The sequence below is a fragment of the Photobacterium aquimaris genome (assembly GCF_002954455.1).
In the GTDB taxonomy this organism is placed as follows: Bacteria; Pseudomonadota; Gammaproteobacteria; order Enterobacterales; family Vibrionaceae; genus Photobacterium; species Photobacterium aquimaris.
In genome coordinates, this window is sequence record NZ_MSCC01000001.1 from 1587577 (window position 1) to 1605487 (window position 17911).

The window sequence follows — 17911 nt, forward strand, 5'->3', positions numbered from 1 at the left end:
TTATCAGCCTTAATCGGCACTATTCTCAACGTATAGCAATATACGTTGAGAATTTTACTCCTTATGTTCACTTGTTCAATACCATAAGCTGATGGATTAGCACTTAACTCATTAACGATATAATATTTAATTTTACTTATACCCTATTTGAATACATATCTAAATCATCGTTAATTGAGAATGGCATTTGCCACGCTCTGGCATTTCTGTCAGAGCGTTTTTTATTTATATACATAATAATATTTATTTCATTTCTTGGATTAGGCACTCTAATTATTAATAAGACTTTAATCCCAAGTTCTCCTTTTTATATTCTCGTTACGAAACGAACACCGAACAGAGACCTTTTTCATGAACCGTCGTCTATTCAAATCGTTACCTTTGCAATTAATGGTTGCAGCTCTATTTGCATGGAGTCTTGCCTCTTTATTACCATTACATGCAGGCTTTGAGCAATCAACTACATTTAAATTATTAATGCTAACAAAAACGACTTATATCGGCCTACTCAAAATGCTGGTTGGAGTGGTGGTATTATTGTCCTTATTACAAGGTATCACTAGCATTGGCTCAACATCACGTTTAAAAACATTAGGCTATAAAACAATTGCCTTTTATAGCCTAACCTCAACACTTGCAATTAGCTTAGGCTTAGGGGTATCTCTGGCAATTCCTAAATGGCCACATTTAATTGATACTGCACAAGTCACTGTCGGTAGTCATGTTCAATTGATTGATAATAGTTCTTCTTCTGGTGGTGCTATTGCAGAAAAATTATTTAACATGGCCTTGGTGAATCCTTTTCAAGCACTCGCAACCACAAACTTATTGGCGATTGTTGTTTTTGCCCTATTACTTGGTATCGCATTATTAGCAAGCTTACCGCCTAAACATGCTATTTTTGATCTTATTTCAGGACTTAACATTGCAATTAATCGTGTTGTCTCTGCGGTAATAAAATTAGCACCGTTAGCTGTATTTGCGATTGTATTTCAATTTACCGCTCAAAGTGGCAATAGTATTTTTGGCGAATTAGCACTGTTTGCTTTATTAGTCTTTTCATTAACATTAGTACATGGCGGAATTGTATTACCGTTGCTTGCTAAAATGTTTACTGGTATTAAATATTCTACCTTATTTCGCGCATTATCAGCGCCAATGGCTATGGCATTTGCAACTTCATCAAGCTCTGCGACACTGCCACTGTCATTGCAAACAGCACAAGAAGATTTAAATATATCGCAACCCACCAGCAGTATGGTATTGCCACTAGGCTCTATTATGAATATGGATGGTACAGCACTATTTGAAGGGGTTGCTGCTATTTTTCTGGCTCAACTCTATGGTATTGAGCTTGGGACATCAGGGCTTATTATGATTTTTATTATGGCAATGGTGTCATCTATTGGCGCACCAGGTATGCCATCAGGATCAATGTCCGGCATGCAACTTGTATTGCTTGCAGTCGGTATTCCGCTCGAAGCTATTGCGATATTGCTCATTATTGAAAGGCCACTGGATACTTTCCGCACAGCCGTCAATGTTGAGGGAGACCTAATCGCCGCGTTAGTTGTCGATAAATGGCAAAACCAGTCAACAAAAGTGTGATCTAGGCCTTTTTTAGCATGTTATCGTGTTATTGAGTAACGACCAAATATTGCTTTGACTCTCATTTAACCCCGTCATAGAATCTATACATAATGACAACAATTATTTTAAGTAACTAATTGTTGTCGTTAAAATTTTTAACATCCTTTATATCAACAAAAGTACTGTTTACTCAACAGGCGATATAATGGAGCCATTGGAAGCTCAAGGACGATGTTAATTCTCTAATAATTTAAGGCAACGACTTCCCCTGTAGTTTTGGTGTTGTGGATTGCCTTATCTATAAATTAATAGGTTTTAATTATGGTCAAAAAATTATTACAGTCGTTCGGATTTAAAAGTGCCGAAACTAAATCTCGTCAGCTCCGCGAACGACTTGATTTTGCTATGCAACAAAATTTAGGTCAACGTGAGTCTCGCGCTAACCGTGCTAGTAATCATCTATAGGCGTTAATTATATTTACGCGCCTTGGCACGCGCTACCACAATAAGACGATTAAGTAGTACCTTTTTCTTAGCCGTGCCCGCTTGATTTAATTCACGCACAATACGCGATACTTCTACTTCCAAATACTTCATTGGTTTTTGTACCAAACTACGAACCAACTTGTCAGCATTCTCAGGCATAGGCTGTTGTAACGCCCATTCATAGCTATATACACTTTCCCCAGTCGCATTTGGCTCTGGCAACGAAATAGAAACAGCTTTAGGCGGTAATTGCATATCATCAAAACGTGCTAATCGACGATAATAGCCCTGCACTACAGCTGATTTATGATACGGTAATTCACCCTCTTGATATAATACCGGACCAATTTCTTGCGCTACATCAGCCTTTGATTCAATGATAAATTGACTGGCATTTTTATCCTTACGCACATACTGATCTTTTTTGGTATTCTCGACCGTATAATAAATTTTCGCACTCTGTTTTGCGCGTGTTATTGCCACATAGGCAAGTCGACGTTCTTCTTCAGTATCGGCAGAAATGCCCAATGCAGACCGATTTACATAAGGAAAAGCATCTTTATCCCAATAAGGTAAATGAACCTGCGTATACTCACAGCCTTTGGCTCTAAATATCGTGGTTAATTGAACACTGTTATTATTTTGAGTCTGATTTTCAGCCGCTGATTGTTGAGTATAATATTCAAAATACTGCAATGCTTTTTCACAGTTTTGATCCATCGATTCAAGCACAGTTTCAACACTGTCTAAGCGCTCAACCGCCTCTTCTATTTCCGTTGCCGTTGCTTCTGTTTTCCAAATCCAAGTATCTAATTCACTATCACGTCGATACTGCTTATAAACAGCTAATGCTTTAAAATTGCCTTTACGTTGTAACATTAGCAATAACTCAATCCTATCTGTAAACGTTTCTAGGTTTAATATCGGTTGAATTTTTTGAGTTTGTTTTATAACAGCCAACCATTCAGAGCTTGGTCGTTGCGCTAGAGCCTCACACAAAGGGCGTAAGCTTTTATTCGGCACATAACAATGTGGGAATGATAATAAATTAAACAACAAATTAGCTTGGTCATTATTAGCTAACGTCAAAAAGCGCCCTGTCGCTAATACCATAATATCCATAAGTAACTTAACTTCACGGCTATGGGTTAGCACTGAACCAATCGGCATGTGATAAGGTATTTTCTTGGTTAAAAAAGCAAGTTCAAATAACATTGCTTGCGACCAGCGTCTGACTAAAATAGCAACTTCTTCTGGTTGGCCACCCTGCGCAATGAAATCAGCAGCTGACTGTGCAATTTCCCCGACTTGACGTGCCGTACCGATAACCTCAATAGTCGTATCAGCAACGGATTCATGAGCAATAGTCTGAAAGTCATGAAAGCGTTGCTTATTATTAGCAATCAAATGGCTAGCAGCTAACGCTAAACTATGTCCGAAGCGAAAAGTGTGTGACAAACTATAAGTGGTTGCTGGCGCAAAATCTTGTTCAAAATTAAGCATAAATTGAGGTGCACTACCGCGCCATTTATAAATACATTGATCAACATCGCCCACAGCAACTAATTGTGCTTGTGGCGACAGCAATAATTTTAATAGTTGGTATTGGGCTGTATTTATATCTTGGAACTCATCAACCATCATAAATTGAATCTGCTGATGATAATGCTTCTGTAACGCTGAATCGTTTTTTAGCAATTGGATTGTTTCAACCAGCCAATCATCAAAAAATAGCTGTTTACGCTCTTTACGAACCGTTTCAAAATTCCAAAAAGCTTCAATAATAAATTTATATTCACTATTAATTTCAGACAGTTCAAACACTTCTTTTGGCGGTAACATGTGTGCTTTTACCAACCCAATAAAACTCATCAGTAATTCGATGGTGCGTGGATCTTTAAATTGCTGCTGTTTTTGATACGATTTTTCTTGAGTAGCCATTTGTCGCAATACCAATTTAGCTATAGTTTTATCGCTATCACCATTATTAAAATCAATTTGGTAACCCGTCGCAGATAAATAACCGGATTGTCTCAGTAGTTGAAAACAAAAGCTGTGAAAAGTATGCACAGATACCCGCTCAGCCAACGGTATGTGAGCTAATTTGGCTTTAAAGTCAGTTCGAATATCACGGTTAAACATTAGCACCAGCATATTTTCAGCTGCTATCGTCTGTAATTTATGCTCAACAACACCAACTAATGTGGTTGTTTTACCCGTTCCAGCACCCGCTACACATAGCGCATTACCTGTCTGATGATGAATAAAAGCAGTTTGTTCAGCTGTAAAACGGGTCATTAATTAACAATACTCAGTAGACAATAAATGCATAGCGAGCGAGTATAACAATTGCTATCTGAAGTTTAAATCGTATAGCCGCTATTAGCATCGCAAACACAAATGTAGCGTAGGTCTATTTCTATCTGTTAGAATTTGGCTAATTATAAATGGCAACATGCTATTTCCTGACCCAATGACCGTATCTCTCGGTGTTATAACGACTAAGAATTACCACATGTTAAAAAACAAAAGTTTCATGACCAATGCCCTTTCGCTACTACTTTTATTCATTGGTTATATCAGCAACAACCACATTATTCTTTACTGTGGTTTATTTGCCTTTTCAGGTGCATTAACCAACTGGCTTGCTATTTATATGTTGTTTGAAAAAGTCCCTGGCTTATATGGTTCAGGCGTTATCCCTGCCCGCTTTGAAGCCTTTAAAGCAGCAATAAAAGCATTAATGATGGAGCAGTTTTTTACTCAACAAAATATCAGCCGCTTTTTAAAACAAAGTAATGTTGGACCTGCACAATTAGATATGCAACCTATCATTCAAAAGATCGACTTTGCCCCGACGTTTGATTCATTATTGAATGTGATCATGGACTCATCATTTGGCGCCATGATCACCATGATGGGGGGAACAGAAGCAATGGAACCATTACGCGAACCGTTTATTGAAAAAATGCAACAATCAGTTACCGATATCAGCCAGCAAGATAACTTTAAACAAGCACTCAAAGAACAACTTAGCCAACCGGAATCGTTAGGTGATATAGAGGGGACTATCGAAGATATTATTGATCAACGTCTCAATGAGCTTACCCCTAAAATGGTTAAAGAAATGGTTCAAAAAATGATCAGCGAACACCTTGGATGGCTAGTGATTTGGGGCGGTGTGTTTGGTGGCGTAATTGGTATCATTTCAGCATTGATTACAGGCTAATATTTATTGTTATCAGTCGTATTGTTTACGATAGACAATACGGCTGTCGCTGCACTCTTAATCGTACACTTGGCTCTTCCATTATATCTCGACAATAACCGTTAAAATGGCTCTTTTTTATCCGATTAATTTCATTTATTACACCAAAATCGTGATAAATGTTGAATAATGATAACCAACAGTGATAATTACCTGTATATGTATCCAGTTGGAATTCATTTTCTTGGCAAATTTCTCAACCCATTTCACGGTTGCAGCAATTGTTAGTGGTTTAACAGCAACCACACTTTTATCTGCAGACCATATTAGCCCTAGTATTGCACTATGGATGACCTTTTTTGGCACCATTGGTGGGCTATTACCTGACATAGATTCAGACCATTCAACCTCAATGAAAGCCTTATTCACGCTGCTAGCTGGGTTTTGCTGTTTTATACTTGTCAGCCATATTTATACCCAAGTCGCAATGCTAGAACTGATTCTTTACGTTGTATCATTATTTATTACAATTCGTTATTTTGGCAAAACTGTTTTTGATCGCTGCACCGTACATCGAGGCGCATGTCATTCCATCGCATTTGTCACCCTTATTGCTTTATGTTGCCTACATATATGTATCTTGCTTGGTCACACCGCAACCGATAGCTGGTTAGCTGGCGGATTTGTGCTACTTGGCGGTATCGTTCATTTAGCATTAGATGAAATATACAGCGTCGATCTGTCCAATAAACGCTTAAAGTCATCATTTGGTACAGCACTCAAACCGTTTGCTTTTACCAAACCGTTTATCAGCCTGGCGCAAGTTCTTGCGATTGTGATTCTGTTTGATATCGCTCCTAGTTATGACGGCGCATTACAAGTGCTCACAAATTGGAGTCATTTTCAATTTACACCTGTCTGGTTCAATATTGAGGACACCAAACACTGGCTATTGCATATGTTTTATATTACACCCCGTGATTTGCATGCCTTTTACCTACGGTTTTAACTTCTTCTAATCAACTCATTACTCATCATGTTAAGTGCAATACCCCACTATTGTACTTACGTTTTATTATGACGCACCACCAAGGCAATCGTTTGCTTTTTTGCTGGTAGTCCAACAATGAACCTAGTATTATGCCCAATAAGATGAGTGATTAAGCGACATTTTGTCTTAAACACTCTGTATTTCGATGCCATCATTTTGAAATAGGAATTTCACCATGAGCCTTGCTAATCAAGTTCTTGCCGTCAATGACGACCTTCCCATCCGTACAGATAAACCCGTCCATAGTGGAAAAGTACGCTCCGTTTATTGGTTAACAGAAGCAGATAGCCGTCGTCTTATTCAACAAAAAGGCTACAACGTTCAACCAGATGCTCCTTTAGCAATAATGATCATCAGTGATCGTATTTCTGCATTTGATTGTATTTGGCATGGTGAAGGTGGTTTAAAAGGTGTTCCAGGTAAAGGTGCTGCACTCAATGCAATCTCAAACCATTGGTTTAAACTATTTAAAGATAATGGATTAGCTGATAGCCATATTCTTGATATCCCTCATCCATTTGTCTGGATAGTACAAAAAGCAAAACCTGTGATGGTTGAAGCTATTTGTCGTCAATACATCACTGGCTCTATGTGGCGAGCATATAGCAACGGTGAACGTGATTTTTGTGGGATTGAATTACCTGAAGGTCTAGAAAAAGATCAAAAACTTCCCCAACTACTGATGACGCCATCAACCAAAGGTATTCTCAGAGGCATTCCAAATGTTCCTGAAGCTGATGATGTTAATATCACTCGTAAAGACTTAATCGATAATTACCAAGCTTTTAATTTCCGTAATCCCAATGATATTGGTGTCTACGAAAAACTATTGGCCGATGGCTTTAATGTCATTAGTAACGAATTAGCTAATTTAGACCAAATTTTTGTCGATACTAAATTTGAGTTTGGTTATGTTACTGATGCTAACGGTGACGAAAAGCTAATTTATATGGATGAAGTCGGTACACCAGATTCATCACGTATTTGGGATGGCGCGGCATATCGTGACGGACAGATCATTGAAAACTCAAAAGAAGATTTTCGCCAAGTATTATTAAATTATTTCCCAGATCCTGATATTTTATTAAATAAAGAACGGATGCCTGAACGCTTTGCATTAGCGAAAAATAATGCATTGCCTCAAGAAGTGTTAATGCAAATATCTAAAATATATACAGGTATTGCAGAAAAAATTACAGGTAATGCGATTGTCTTAAGCCAAGATCCTAAAGCAGAAATCATTGATATTTTACGTCATCAATATCAGCTTATTGATTAATGTTTTTATAGAGGGCTATGCCACCTGTGCGTCATAGCTCTCTTGTTCTAATACTAATATTCTATTCATATTTCCCTTGTCATTATTGTTTAATCGGCTTTTTTATTTACATAATTCCGCTATCAAATAACTCTCCCACCCCAAATTACAACGCCACAGAAATATAACCAACAAACACCCAATCAAAAACCAACATTAACACTCAAAAAGAAAACAATACCACAACATTAAAAGCCACCAAAAACCACCCCAAAAATAAACAATCACACTTATAATTTCATTAACTTTCACACTGTTATTTTTACTGTTAATAATTAATGTTAATGTCAAAAAAATGCCATTTGAGCTGTAAAATAATGCATTTATTAATTGAATAAATACAGCAGTCTACTTTATGATCACATTGCAATTAGAATTGATATAAATATTTATAAAAACTCATTTTTTACATTTAACAATCTCAGGAGGTTTTATGAGCAGTATTACTGATCCTACTGCCAAGAAAACACGCAGCCGCGAATGGAAAATGTTCCTTTTTATTACAATTTTTCTTTTCCCTATTTTAAGCGTCATTTTCGTTGGTGGTTATGGCTTCACCGTATGGATGTTGCAATTGTTTGTCTTTGGCCCTCCCGGTCACGGTGGTTGATTCCCTACTTTACGCTGCAAGCATCATATAAAGAGAAACAATAATGAAAGCATTTTTGAAAAAAGCTTGGCTAACCCTATCACGTCCAAGTGTTCATATTAGCCTCGGAGTGCTCACGCTCGGTGGTTTTGTTGCAGGTATTATTTTCTGGGGCGGGTTTAATACTGCACTTGAAAAAACTAATACCGAAGAATTCTGTGTAAGCTGTCATGCTGACAATGTCGTACCTGAATACGTTAATACTATTCATGATAAAAACCGCTCAGGTGTTAGAGCTACATGTCCTGATTGTCATGTACCCCATGATTGGACTGATAAAATTTCTCGTAAAATTCAAGCAAGTAAAGAAGTATTTGCTCACTTTGCTGGTTTTATCGACACTCCCGAAAAGTTTGAAGATCGTCGTATCGTGCTCGCTCAGCATGAATGGGAGCGTTTTAAAGCCAATGGGTCACAGGAATGTCGTGATTGTCACGATTATAAAGGCATGGACTTTGAAAAAATGTCACCTGTTGCTCGCGTACAAATGAAAAATGCCGCAGAGCGTGATCAAAGCTGTGTAGATTGCCATAAAGGTATTGCTCACCACTTACCAAAAGATATGGACACCAGCGGTGGCATGATTTCAGAGTTAGTACAGCTGTCACACGGTACTAACTACAGCAAAGGCGAACAGATTTACAGTGTGCGTTTCTTACCCGTTTATGAAGACAAGGCGATGAAAGTTGAGGCCGGTATTCTAAATCCAGCCTCTGGTGTAAAAGTCATTGATGAAACAGATGATGCCATTGAAGTTGAAATTGCTGGGTGGCGTAAAGATAAAGGCTATGGTCGTGTGATTCAGGAAGACTTTGGAATGAATATTCCTGTTGCTTCTCTATTAAAAGAATCTGCACAAAACGGCAAAGTTGTTGATAAATACGAACAGAAAATTGATGACTTAACTGGTCTTCCTTGGCAGCGTGTAACAGCAAAGGTGTGGATGCCTAAAGATTCATTAGTCAATGACATCACACCAGTATGGGCACAAGCAAAAACAGCTTACACCACCAACTGTTCTGTTTGTCATACCCAACCAGCTGAAGGCCATTTTGATGCCAATACCTGGCCAGGTATGTTTAACGGTATGTTGGCATTTGTAAACTTTGACCGTGATAGTGAAGCGATTGTTTTGAAGTATCTACAGAAACATTCTTCTGATTTTTCTAATGGCCAACACTAAGCATTGATGGAGTAAATACTATGTCTGTATCAAGAAGAAGTTTTCTTAAAGGTCTTGCAACAACAAGTGCAGCGACTGTTATTGGCCCAAGCCTACTCGCATCATCAAAAGTGTTTGCAGACGATCAAATTGGTCAAGGTACATGGCGCTATTCTGGCTCTCACTGGGGGGCTTTCCGCGCTCAAATTTATGCTGGTAAAGTACAACAGATTGAAGCGATTGAAATAGATAAAAACCCAACCGAAATGCTAAAAGGCATCAAAGGAATTATCTATAATCCATCACGTGTACGTTACCCAATGGTGCGTCTAGACTGGCTTAAAAAGCACAAGTTCAGCGGCGAAACTCGCGGTAATAATCGCTTTGTCCGCGTAACATGGGATGAAGCATTAGATTTGTTCTACCGTGAACTTGAACGTATTCAAAAAGACTATGGTCCATGGGCGCTACACGCAGGTCAAACTGGCTGGCGCCAAACCGGTCAATTTCATAGCTGTACTAGTCATATGCAACGTGCTGTCGGTATGCATGGTAATTACATCACCAAAGTTGGCGACTATTCAACAGGTGCAGGTCAAACCATCATGCCTTACGTGTTAGGTTCGACTGAAGTGTATGCTCAAGGTACATCATGGTCTGAAATTCTAGACAACAGTAAGAACATTATTTTATGGGCTAACGATCCGGTTAAAAACCTCCAAGTCGGTTGGAACTGTGAAACCCATGAGTCCTACCCTTACCTTGCACAGCTTAAAGAAAAAGTGGCAAAAGGTGAGATCAATGTTATTTCGGTTGATCCGGTTAAAAACAAGACTCAACGTTTCTTAGAAAACACCCATCTATACATTCACCCACAAACTGATGTGCCTTTTATGTTAGGGGTAGCGCACACGCTTTACACTGAGAATCTTTATGATAAAGAATTCATCAAGATGTATTGCTTGGGCTTTGATGAGTTCATTGGTTACGTAACAGGTGAAACCAAAGACAAGGTTGAAAAAACACCAGAATGGGCTGCAGAAATTTGTGGCGTGCCCGCTGACCAAATTCGTGAATTTGCTCGAATGCTGGTTAAAGAGCGCACTCAAATTCTATTTGGTTGGTGTATTCAGCGTCAAGAACACGGTGAGCAACCTTACTGGATGGGTGCGGTTATTGCAGCGATGGTTGGCCAAATTGGTTTACCTGGTGGTGGTATCTCTTATGGTCACCACTACTCTGGTATTGGCGTACCATCAACAGGTTTTGCAGCACCAGGCGGCTTTCCACGTAACGTCGATGAAGGTCAAAAACCTAAATGGGATAACAATGACTTTAACGGTTACAGTCGTACTATCCCTGTTGCACGCTTCGTTGACTGTATTTTAGAACCCGGCAAAGAAATTAAGTACAACGGCTCTAAAGTCATTCTGCCAGATTACAAAATGATGGTGATAAGTGGTAACAATCCTTGGCATCACCATCAAGATCGTAACCGCATGAAGCAAGCGTTCCAAAAATTACAAACCGTGGTAACGATTGATTTTGCATGGACAGCAACTTGTCGCTTCTCTGATATCGTGTTACCTGCTTGTACTCAGTTTGAACGTAACGACATTGACGTTATGGGCTCATACAGTGGTCGCGGTTTAATTGCGATGCAAAAATTGGTGGATCCATTATACCAATCAAAAACTGACTTTGATATTTTCACTGAATTATCACGTCGCTTTGGTAAAAACAATGAATACACCCGTGGCATGGACGAAATGCAATGGGTTCAAATGCTGTATAACGATTGCCGTAAAGCTAACGCTGGCAAATTCGATATGCCTGAATTTGATGTATTCTGGCAACAAGGATTTTTAGATTTTGGTACTGGTAAACCTTGGGTTCGCCATGCGGATTTCCGTCAAGATCCTGAAATCAATGCACTTGGTACGCCATCAGGTTTCATTGAAATATCAAGTCGTAAAATTGCCCGTTATGGTTATGAACACTGCCAAGGCCACCCAATGTGGTTTGAAAAGACAGAACGTTCTCATGGTGGCCCAGGTTCTGATAAACACCCATTCTGGATGCAATCGTGCCACCCCGATAAGCGTTTACACTCACAAATGTGTGAATCAGATGAATTCCGAGCAACTTATGCCGTTCAAGGTCGTGAGCCTGTCTACATCAACCCCAAAGATGCAGCAACGAAAGGCATTAAAGACGGCGATGTAGTACGGGTATTTAATGACCGTGGTCAGTTACTTGCTGGTGCAGTGCTTACAGATAGCTATCCACAAGGTGTGGTACGTATCGAAGAAGGTGCATGGTATGGGCCATTAAATGAAAAGGTGGGCTCTATTGATACCTATGGTGACCCAAATACATTAACCATGGACATTCCAACCTCGGAATTAGCTCAGGCAACCAGTGCCCAAACCTGTTTGGTAAGCATTGAGAAATTCAAAGGCGAGTTACCACCAGTAACAGCCTTTGGTGGCCCTATTGAAGTAAGTTAATCACATAATCTTAGCGTGATATTTAAGCTCTCGTACTCTTAATCGATACGGGGGCTTTTTTTGTGACAAAAAATAATCGTAATTTGCAATCATCAACATCAATTAAAACCGCACTAGCAATTATATTATTGAATAAGTGTATCAAAAAAGAGACATTTGTTTATTTTTTGTCAAACTTATTGTGCACGTGTTGATCAATTATCATCTGTAAGCGAAAATTAACTTGTAGGCATGGAGGTTTATAACAATTTTATTTTATAGATATTTGATTTAAAAGGTACATACTATGTCAGGCTTTTCTTATCCCCATACTTGCCCATTAATTGACAAACAAATAGGTCGAGCAAAAGGTGATCTAACCACTTATGCGCGTGATTTATTACGTTCTTATAATATTGAAATTAGTGGGAAAGAGATGCTACTTGCTGGTGAAGAGTTATTTAGTGCACTGAGTGATATTTTTGAAAAAACACGTAAAACAAATGAAGATATGCGCACAGAGGCACACAAGCAAATAGTGGCCCTTGAAGCCGAAAATATGGAGCTACGGGCATTATTATATTGCCAACGTATGGCAAGCTAAGTGTTGATTATTTGCCTTATAAAACCCATAAAAAAAGCCACCGTGAACAGTGGCTTTAATCTCTTTATTGGTTACTAATTACACATCGTAAGTAGTAGAAGCAGTGTCACCGCCAGTACCAGTCCAATTGGTATGGAAGAACTGACCACGAGGCTGATCAACGCGCTCGTAAGTGTGAGCACCGAAGTAGTCACGCTGCGCTTGGATCATATTCGCCGGAAGGCTTGCAGTTGTGTAGCCATCAAGGAATGTTAATGCCGATGTCATTGTTGGCATTGGTAGACCAATTTCCATCGCTTTTGATGCGACCTTACGCCATGCAGGCATGCTGCTTAGTAGAATATCTTTGAAGTACGTATCTGAACCTAGGAATTTGATTTCTGGGTTAGCTTCGTATGCATCACGAATATTACCCAAGAATGCACTACGGATGATACAACCGCCACGCCACATTAGCGCTACGTTGCCGTAGTTTAGATCCCAATTAAACTCTTCTGAAGCTTCACGAATTAGCATAAAGCCTTGCGCATAAGAAATGATCTTAGATGCAAGTAGTGCTTGACGTAATGCGTCAACCCATACTTGCTTATCACCATCAACCTTAGCAATTGTTTTACCAAATAGGCTTTCAGCTTCAACACGTTGATCTTTCATTGAAGATACACAACGCGCAAATACAGCTTCTGTAATTAGCGTTAGTGGAATACCTAGATCAAGTGCGTTAATACCTGTCCACTTACCAGTACCTTTTTGGCCAGCAGTATCTAGAATCTTCTCAACTAATGGTTGACCATCTTCATCTTTATAACCAAGAATTTCAGCTGTGATCTCTACTAAGTAGCTATCTAATTCTGTTTTATTCCACTCTTGGAAAATCGCTTGCATCTCATCGTGAGATAAACCAAGACCAGATTTCATAAAGTGATATGCTTCGCTGATTAACTGCATGTCACCGTATTCGATGCCATTGTGAACCATTTTAACGAAGTGGCCAGCACCATCTTTACCTACCCAATCACAACAAGGCTCACCTGCAGCTGTTTTTGCTGAGATTGCTTGGAAAATTGGTTTGATTGCAGGCCATGCCGCTTCAGAACCACCAGGCATGATTGAAGGACCAAAACGTGCACCTTCTTCACCACCAGAAACACCTGAACCTACATATAAAATGCCTTTTGCTTCAAGCTCAGCAACACGACGGTTAGTATCTGGGTAGTTTGAGTTACCACCATCAATGATGATATCGCCTTTGTCTAGTAGCGGAACTAGTTGGTCAATGAATGCATCAACAACATCACCAGCACGTACCATTAGCATCACTTTACGTGGTGCTTCTAGCTTAGCCACTAGATCTTCAAGAGACGTTGCGCCAATAATGTTAGTGCCTTTTGCTGCACCTTCTAGAAACTCTTCTACTTTAGAAACAGTACGGTTAAACGCAACAACTTTAAAGCCATGGTCATTCATATTAAGAATCAAGTTTTGACCCATAACTGCTAAACCAATTACACCGATATCGCCTTTCATATTATTCTCCTTGTGCTAGCAGTTTTGCTGCTGCTGCATCTAAATACCATTCTGTTTCGCCATGAGAGGCTTTAATTTTTGCCGCCGGATAAACAAGCTCTTCCGCCGGTGTACTATTTATTTGTTGTAATACCTCTGCCTTACTTTCACCCAACACCAAGTAAGTAATACGATCAGCATTTTCAAGTAAACGTGCTGTTTTTGAAATACGCTGTTGACCACTTTGTGGTTGAATCGCAATCACTGCTAATGCAGGATCATCAAAATTGGTTTGATTTGGAAATAAAGACGCAGTATGACCGTCGCCACCCATACCTAATAAAATCCAATCAAATGCAGGCAAGCCATTTTTATGCGGGATAACTGCATCCATTTCTGCTGCAAAACGCGCACATTCAACTTCAACGTCAGCTTCACCACGAATACGGTGAATATTTTCGGCTGGAATACTAATATGTTTAAACAGCAATTCATTAGCTTCACCAAAATTACTTTCAGTATCTGTTGGAGCAACACAACGCTCATCACCCCACCAGAAGTGAAGCTTATTCCATTGAATATTGTCAGCAAAAGGCGCTTGCGCTAATACTTTAAACAATAATTTTGGGGTACTTCCCCCTGATAATGAAATATGTGCGGCATGATCTTGCACGCTCATCGCTTGCAGTGTTTCAGCTAGAGATACAACAACATCATGCGGAGTCGCAAACACTTTATAGTTAATCATGCTTATAACTCACAATAATCTGTATTGGCCAAGTTTTTACATGGGAAACGCCATTGACGACCATCATTTGATAGTAATTCATCAGCTTCTTTAGGTCCCCACGTTCCTGCCGCATAACCAAATAAATGCTCAGGTTGTTCTTTATAGTCAAGAATTGGCTGAACAAACTTCCAGCAGGCTTTTACTGCATCAGTACGCGCAAACAAGGTCGCATCTTGCTTCATACAGTCAAGCAACAAGCGTTCGTAAGCGGTCAGCATATTAAGCGACTCAATTTTGTCGTAATGGAAATCCATTGACACTTCTTGAGACTCAAAACCTGCACCTGGTTTTTTAAGGCCGAAGCTCATTAAAATACCTTCATCCGGTTGAATACGAATGATTAATTTGTTCTCTGGAGCATTAGCGCCAAACACTGGATGCGGGGTCTTTTTAAAGTGAATCACAACTTCTGTAACTCGAGTTGGTAAACGTTTACCAGTACGGACATAAAACGGCACACCGTTCCAACGCCAGTTCTCGATAAACATCTTCATACCAACGTATGTTTCAGTACGTGATTCATCATTAACGCCGTGTTCTTGACGGTAACCAGGAAGATGTTTACCACGAACATCAGACTCAGTATATTGACCTAAGACTAAGTTTTTATGTAAATCATCATCAGATAAAGGTTTAAAGCTTTGCATCACTTTAACCACTTCATCACGAATAGAATCAGCATTGATTGCAGCAGGTGATTCCATACCTACCATTGCTAATACTTGCAATAAATGGTTTTGGAACATATCACGTACAGCGCCTGCACCATCGTAATAACCGCCTCGATCTTCAACACCTAATGCTTCAGATGCTGTAATTTCTACATAATCGATAAAGTTACGGTTCCACAATGGTTCAAACATACCGTTAGCAAAACGGAAAACTAATAAGTTTTGTACTGTTTCTTTGCCTAAGTAATGGTCAATACGATAGATTTGATGCTCTTGGAAGCACGCGTGGATTTGCTTATCGAGTGCAATTGCAGATGCAAGATCATAACCGAATGGCTTTTCAACGATCAGATTTTTCCAACCATCAGCTTCATCGTTAAGGCCATGAGCTGCAAGACATTCAGGAATAACACCGTAGAGACTTGGTGGTGTCGCAAGATAAAAGACTGCATTACCGCGAGTATGGTGGGTATCTTTAAATATGTCTAAGCGCTGCTTTAATACTGCGTATTCTTCAGCGTCAGAAGTGTTTAAGGCTTGGTAATATAAATGCTGACAAAACTTCGTTAATGTCGCTGCATCTGTTTTTTCATTTTCTTCTAATGCAGAACGAAGCTTATCACGAAAATCCTGATCGCTATATGCCGTACGACTAACACCTAAAATTGCAAAATCTTCCGGCAATAAACCATTAGCGTATAAGTGATAGAACGCAGGAATTAATTTACGATGAGTCAAATCGCCTGACGCACCAAAAATCACAATTGCGTTATTTTCTGGTTTAACCATGTAATGTTCCCATTTATTTACAGATCATTCGATCTGGTACAGCAATCAATTGCTTGGTATAACGGGCATTATTATGCCGTAATTTTCAATTTGGTATCTATTTTTCGCGATAAAAATTGAAAATTTTTGTTATATCTTAATTCTCATTTCAGTTAATTAGTGCATTTAATCTGTGGCATTTATCGCTAATACATTAACATACCAGACAATTTGCTACTGTTTACTCTTCTCAATACTGTGTATGTTAACAATTATTGACTTTAGTGATAGACGAAAAAACCTATTAGTCCGATAGATTTTTTCTTCAAAATATCCCTTTTAGCCATTCGCTATCAATCTATAGCGTCGATTAATGCAGCTTTAGTGTGAATATAAAATTCAACCAATGCAATCGATTACTTGAATACAAACCACAAATCAAACCTTGTTTGCTACATTTTTAAGCACATTGGCTACTTATTTTTATATGCTAGTATCAGCTCAACGCTTGATAAGCAACACAATGGCGGTTATTATGCCCGCAATTTCAGCCACCTTTATTTTGGTGGCTTTTTCGTTATAAAGTGCATTCATTCAACAATGACAGCGCTAATATTTCATAGCAAACAGGTTATCCCATGTCTAAATTTTTCTTTAAAGGCCGCATCGAAAAAAAACCAAAACACAGCAGTTGTGGCTACAACACAAAGCGCGAGAATAAGCTTGGCACGGAAACCAACCCTCTCACATTGATTGTGAACACAGAAGAACGCCAACAGCAATTAGAAGCACAACTAGCTGTAGAACAACTATTTGCAACAATTACTGTAGATGCTAATGCTGAAGAAGATATTACCGAGCTTACTGCAATATTAAACAAACCAGTCACTACAGTATTTGATAAAACACCTAATCGTAATGACCCTTGCTCATGTGGTAGCGGTAACAAATACAAAAAATGCTGCGGTAAATAATTTTCCTAATAACAAAACAGGGGCCTGAGTTCCTGTTTTTATTCTCTCCTAAATCATTATACTGACAGTGAAATATCACTATTAAGTATAAATTCCTGTATAAAATTCAAAAGTAGATATAAATATGAGCAAAAAAAGTCAGGGATACGCTTGCGTAGGCCTTTTTAACCCTAAAACACCTGAAAATGTCGGATCTGTTATGCGTGCAGCGGGATGTTATGGTGTTAACTCTGTCTTTTATACTGGCACTCGCTATGATCACGCAGCACAATTTTGTACTGACACCAAAAATGCAGCGCTTAATATTCCTTTAATTGGCGTTGAAGATTTAAAAGCAATCATTCCTGTTGGTTGCGTACCTGTTGCCGTCGATCTTATCGATGATGCAAAGCCATTACCTGAATATAAACACCCTAAACGAGCTTTTTATATTTTTGGCCCTGAAGACGGTACATTAAAAAAAGATATTACTGATTTTTGTCGTGAAACAATTTATGTTCCAACCAAAGGCAGTATGAATTTAGCTGCGGCAGTCAATGTAATTTTATATGACCGTTTAGCGAAGGGTGATAATTTTTCTAATCATAAATAACCCTGCTCTTTAAAAACCACTGCAACTCAATCCTATAGTGCAGTGGTTATATT

The 17911-nt window shown here is 38.9% G+C and carries 15 protein-coding genes; 11 read left to right on the plus strand and 4 right to left on the minus strand.

Features of this window, described 5'->3' with window-relative positions:
• The first annotated feature begins 351 nt into the window (after positions 1 to 351).
• Together BTN98_RS07050 and BTN98_RS20275 are read left to right on the plus strand one after the other, a co-directional pair.
• Positions 352 to 1608: a dicarboxylate/amino acid:cation symporter gene (locus BTN98_RS07050; protein WP_060999580.1), complete on the plus strand. Its 1257-nt coding sequence runs from the start codon at positions 352 to 354 to the stop codon at positions 1606 to 1608.
• Positions 1609 to 1911: 303 nt separating this feature from the next.
• Entirely contained in the window at positions 1912 to 2055 is a 144-nt protein-coding gene (locus BTN98_RS20275; protein WP_162840645.1) for a hypothetical protein, read from the plus strand.
• A gap of 3 nt (positions 2056 to 2058) precedes the next feature.
• On the opposite strand, the gene BTN98_RS07055 is transcribed toward BTN98_RS20275, so the two are convergent.
• The gene (locus BTN98_RS07055) at positions 2059 to 4374 is read right to left on the minus strand and encodes an ATP-dependent helicase (protein ID WP_060999583.1); all 2316 of its coding nucleotides are present in this window, start codon (positions 4372 to 4374) and stop codon (positions 2059 to 2061) included.
• A gap of 217 nt (positions 4375 to 4591) precedes the next feature.
• Here BTN98_RS07055 and BTN98_RS07060 point away from each other — a divergent pair, with 217 nt between their 5' ends.
• From BTN98_RS07060 to BTN98_RS07090, 7 genes are all read left to right on the plus strand, one after another.
• Complete coding sequence (locus BTN98_RS07060; protein ID WP_060999585.1) at positions 4592 to 5305, plus strand: DUF445 domain-containing protein; 714 nt, start codon at positions 4592 to 4594, stop codon at positions 5303 to 5305.
• Between the two features lie 223 nt (positions 5306 to 5528).
• Positions 5529 to 6293, plus strand: a complete 765-nt coding sequence (locus BTN98_RS07065; protein WP_060999588.1) for a metal-dependent hydrolase — start codon at positions 5529 to 5531, stop codon at positions 6291 to 6293.
• 217 nt (positions 6294 to 6510) lie between these two features.
• On the plus strand, positions 6511 to 7614 hold the full coding sequence (locus tag BTN98_RS07070) for a phosphoribosylaminoimidazolesuccinocarboxamide synthase (protein WP_060999591.1): 1104 nt from the start codon (positions 6511 to 6513) through the stop codon (positions 7612 to 7614).
• 472 nt (positions 7615 to 8086) lie between these two features.
• Positions 8087 to 8263: a trimethylamine N-oxide reductase system protein TorE gene (gene torE, locus BTN98_RS07075; protein ID WP_036794120.1), complete on the plus strand. Its 177-nt coding sequence runs from the start codon at positions 8087 to 8089 to the stop codon at positions 8261 to 8263.
• Between the two features lie 43 nt (positions 8264 to 8306).
• Positions 8307 to 9485 (plus strand): pentaheme c-type cytochrome TorC, encoded by a 1179-nt coding sequence (gene torC / locus BTN98_RS07080; RefSeq protein WP_060999593.1) that lies wholly within the window; start codon positions 8307 to 8309, stop codon positions 9483 to 9485.
• 20 nt (positions 9486 to 9505) lie between these two features.
• A complete protein-coding gene (gene torA, locus BTN98_RS07085) occupies positions 9506 to 11974 on the plus strand; it encodes a trimethylamine-N-oxide reductase TorA (RefSeq protein WP_060999596.1) in 2469 nt (822 codons plus the stop codon).
• A gap of 286 nt (positions 11975 to 12260) precedes the next feature.
• Positions 12261 to 12557 (plus strand): hypothetical protein, encoded by a 297-nt coding sequence (locus BTN98_RS07090; RefSeq protein ID WP_060999598.1) that lies wholly within the window; start codon positions 12261 to 12263, stop codon positions 12555 to 12557.
• Between the two features lie 78 nt (positions 12558 to 12635).
• Here the strand turns inward: BTN98_RS07090 and gnd are convergent, their stop codons facing one another.
• The 3 genes from gnd to zwf are packed head-to-tail and all read right to left on the minus strand — an operon-like array spanning position 12636 to position 16313.
• Positions 12636 to 14084 (minus strand): decarboxylating NADP(+)-dependent phosphogluconate dehydrogenase, encoded by a 1449-nt coding sequence (gnd, locus tag BTN98_RS07095; RefSeq protein ID WP_060999600.1) that lies wholly within the window; start codon positions 14082 to 14084, stop codon positions 12636 to 12638.
• A gap of 1 nt (position 14085) precedes the next feature.
• Positions 14086 to 14811, minus strand: coding sequence for a 6-phosphogluconolactonase (pgl, locus tag BTN98_RS07100; RefSeq protein WP_060999602.1), 726 nt, complete (start codon positions 14809 to 14811; stop codon positions 14086 to 14088).
• Between the two features lie 2 nt (positions 14812 to 14813).
• Positions 14814 to 16313, minus strand: a complete 1500-nt coding sequence (gene zwf, locus BTN98_RS07105; protein ID WP_060999604.1) for a glucose-6-phosphate dehydrogenase — start codon at positions 16311 to 16313, stop codon at positions 14814 to 14816.
• A gap of 617 nt (positions 16314 to 16930) precedes the next feature.
• Between zwf and BTN98_RS07110 the strand changes: the two genes are divergently transcribed.
• Complete coding sequence (locus BTN98_RS07110) at positions 16931 to 17266, plus strand: PBPRA1643 family SWIM/SEC-C metal-binding motif protein (protein ID WP_060999606.1); 336 nt, start codon at positions 16931 to 16933, stop codon at positions 17264 to 17266.
• Positions 17267 to 17390: 124 nt separating this feature from the next.
• Positions 17391 to 17858 carry an RNA methyltransferase gene (locus BTN98_RS07115; protein ID WP_060999608.1) on the plus strand — a complete coding sequence of 156 codons (468 nt, stop codon included), beginning with the start codon at positions 17391 to 17393 and terminating at the stop codon, positions 17856 to 17858.
• Positions 17859 to 17911: the final 53 nt, after the last annotated feature.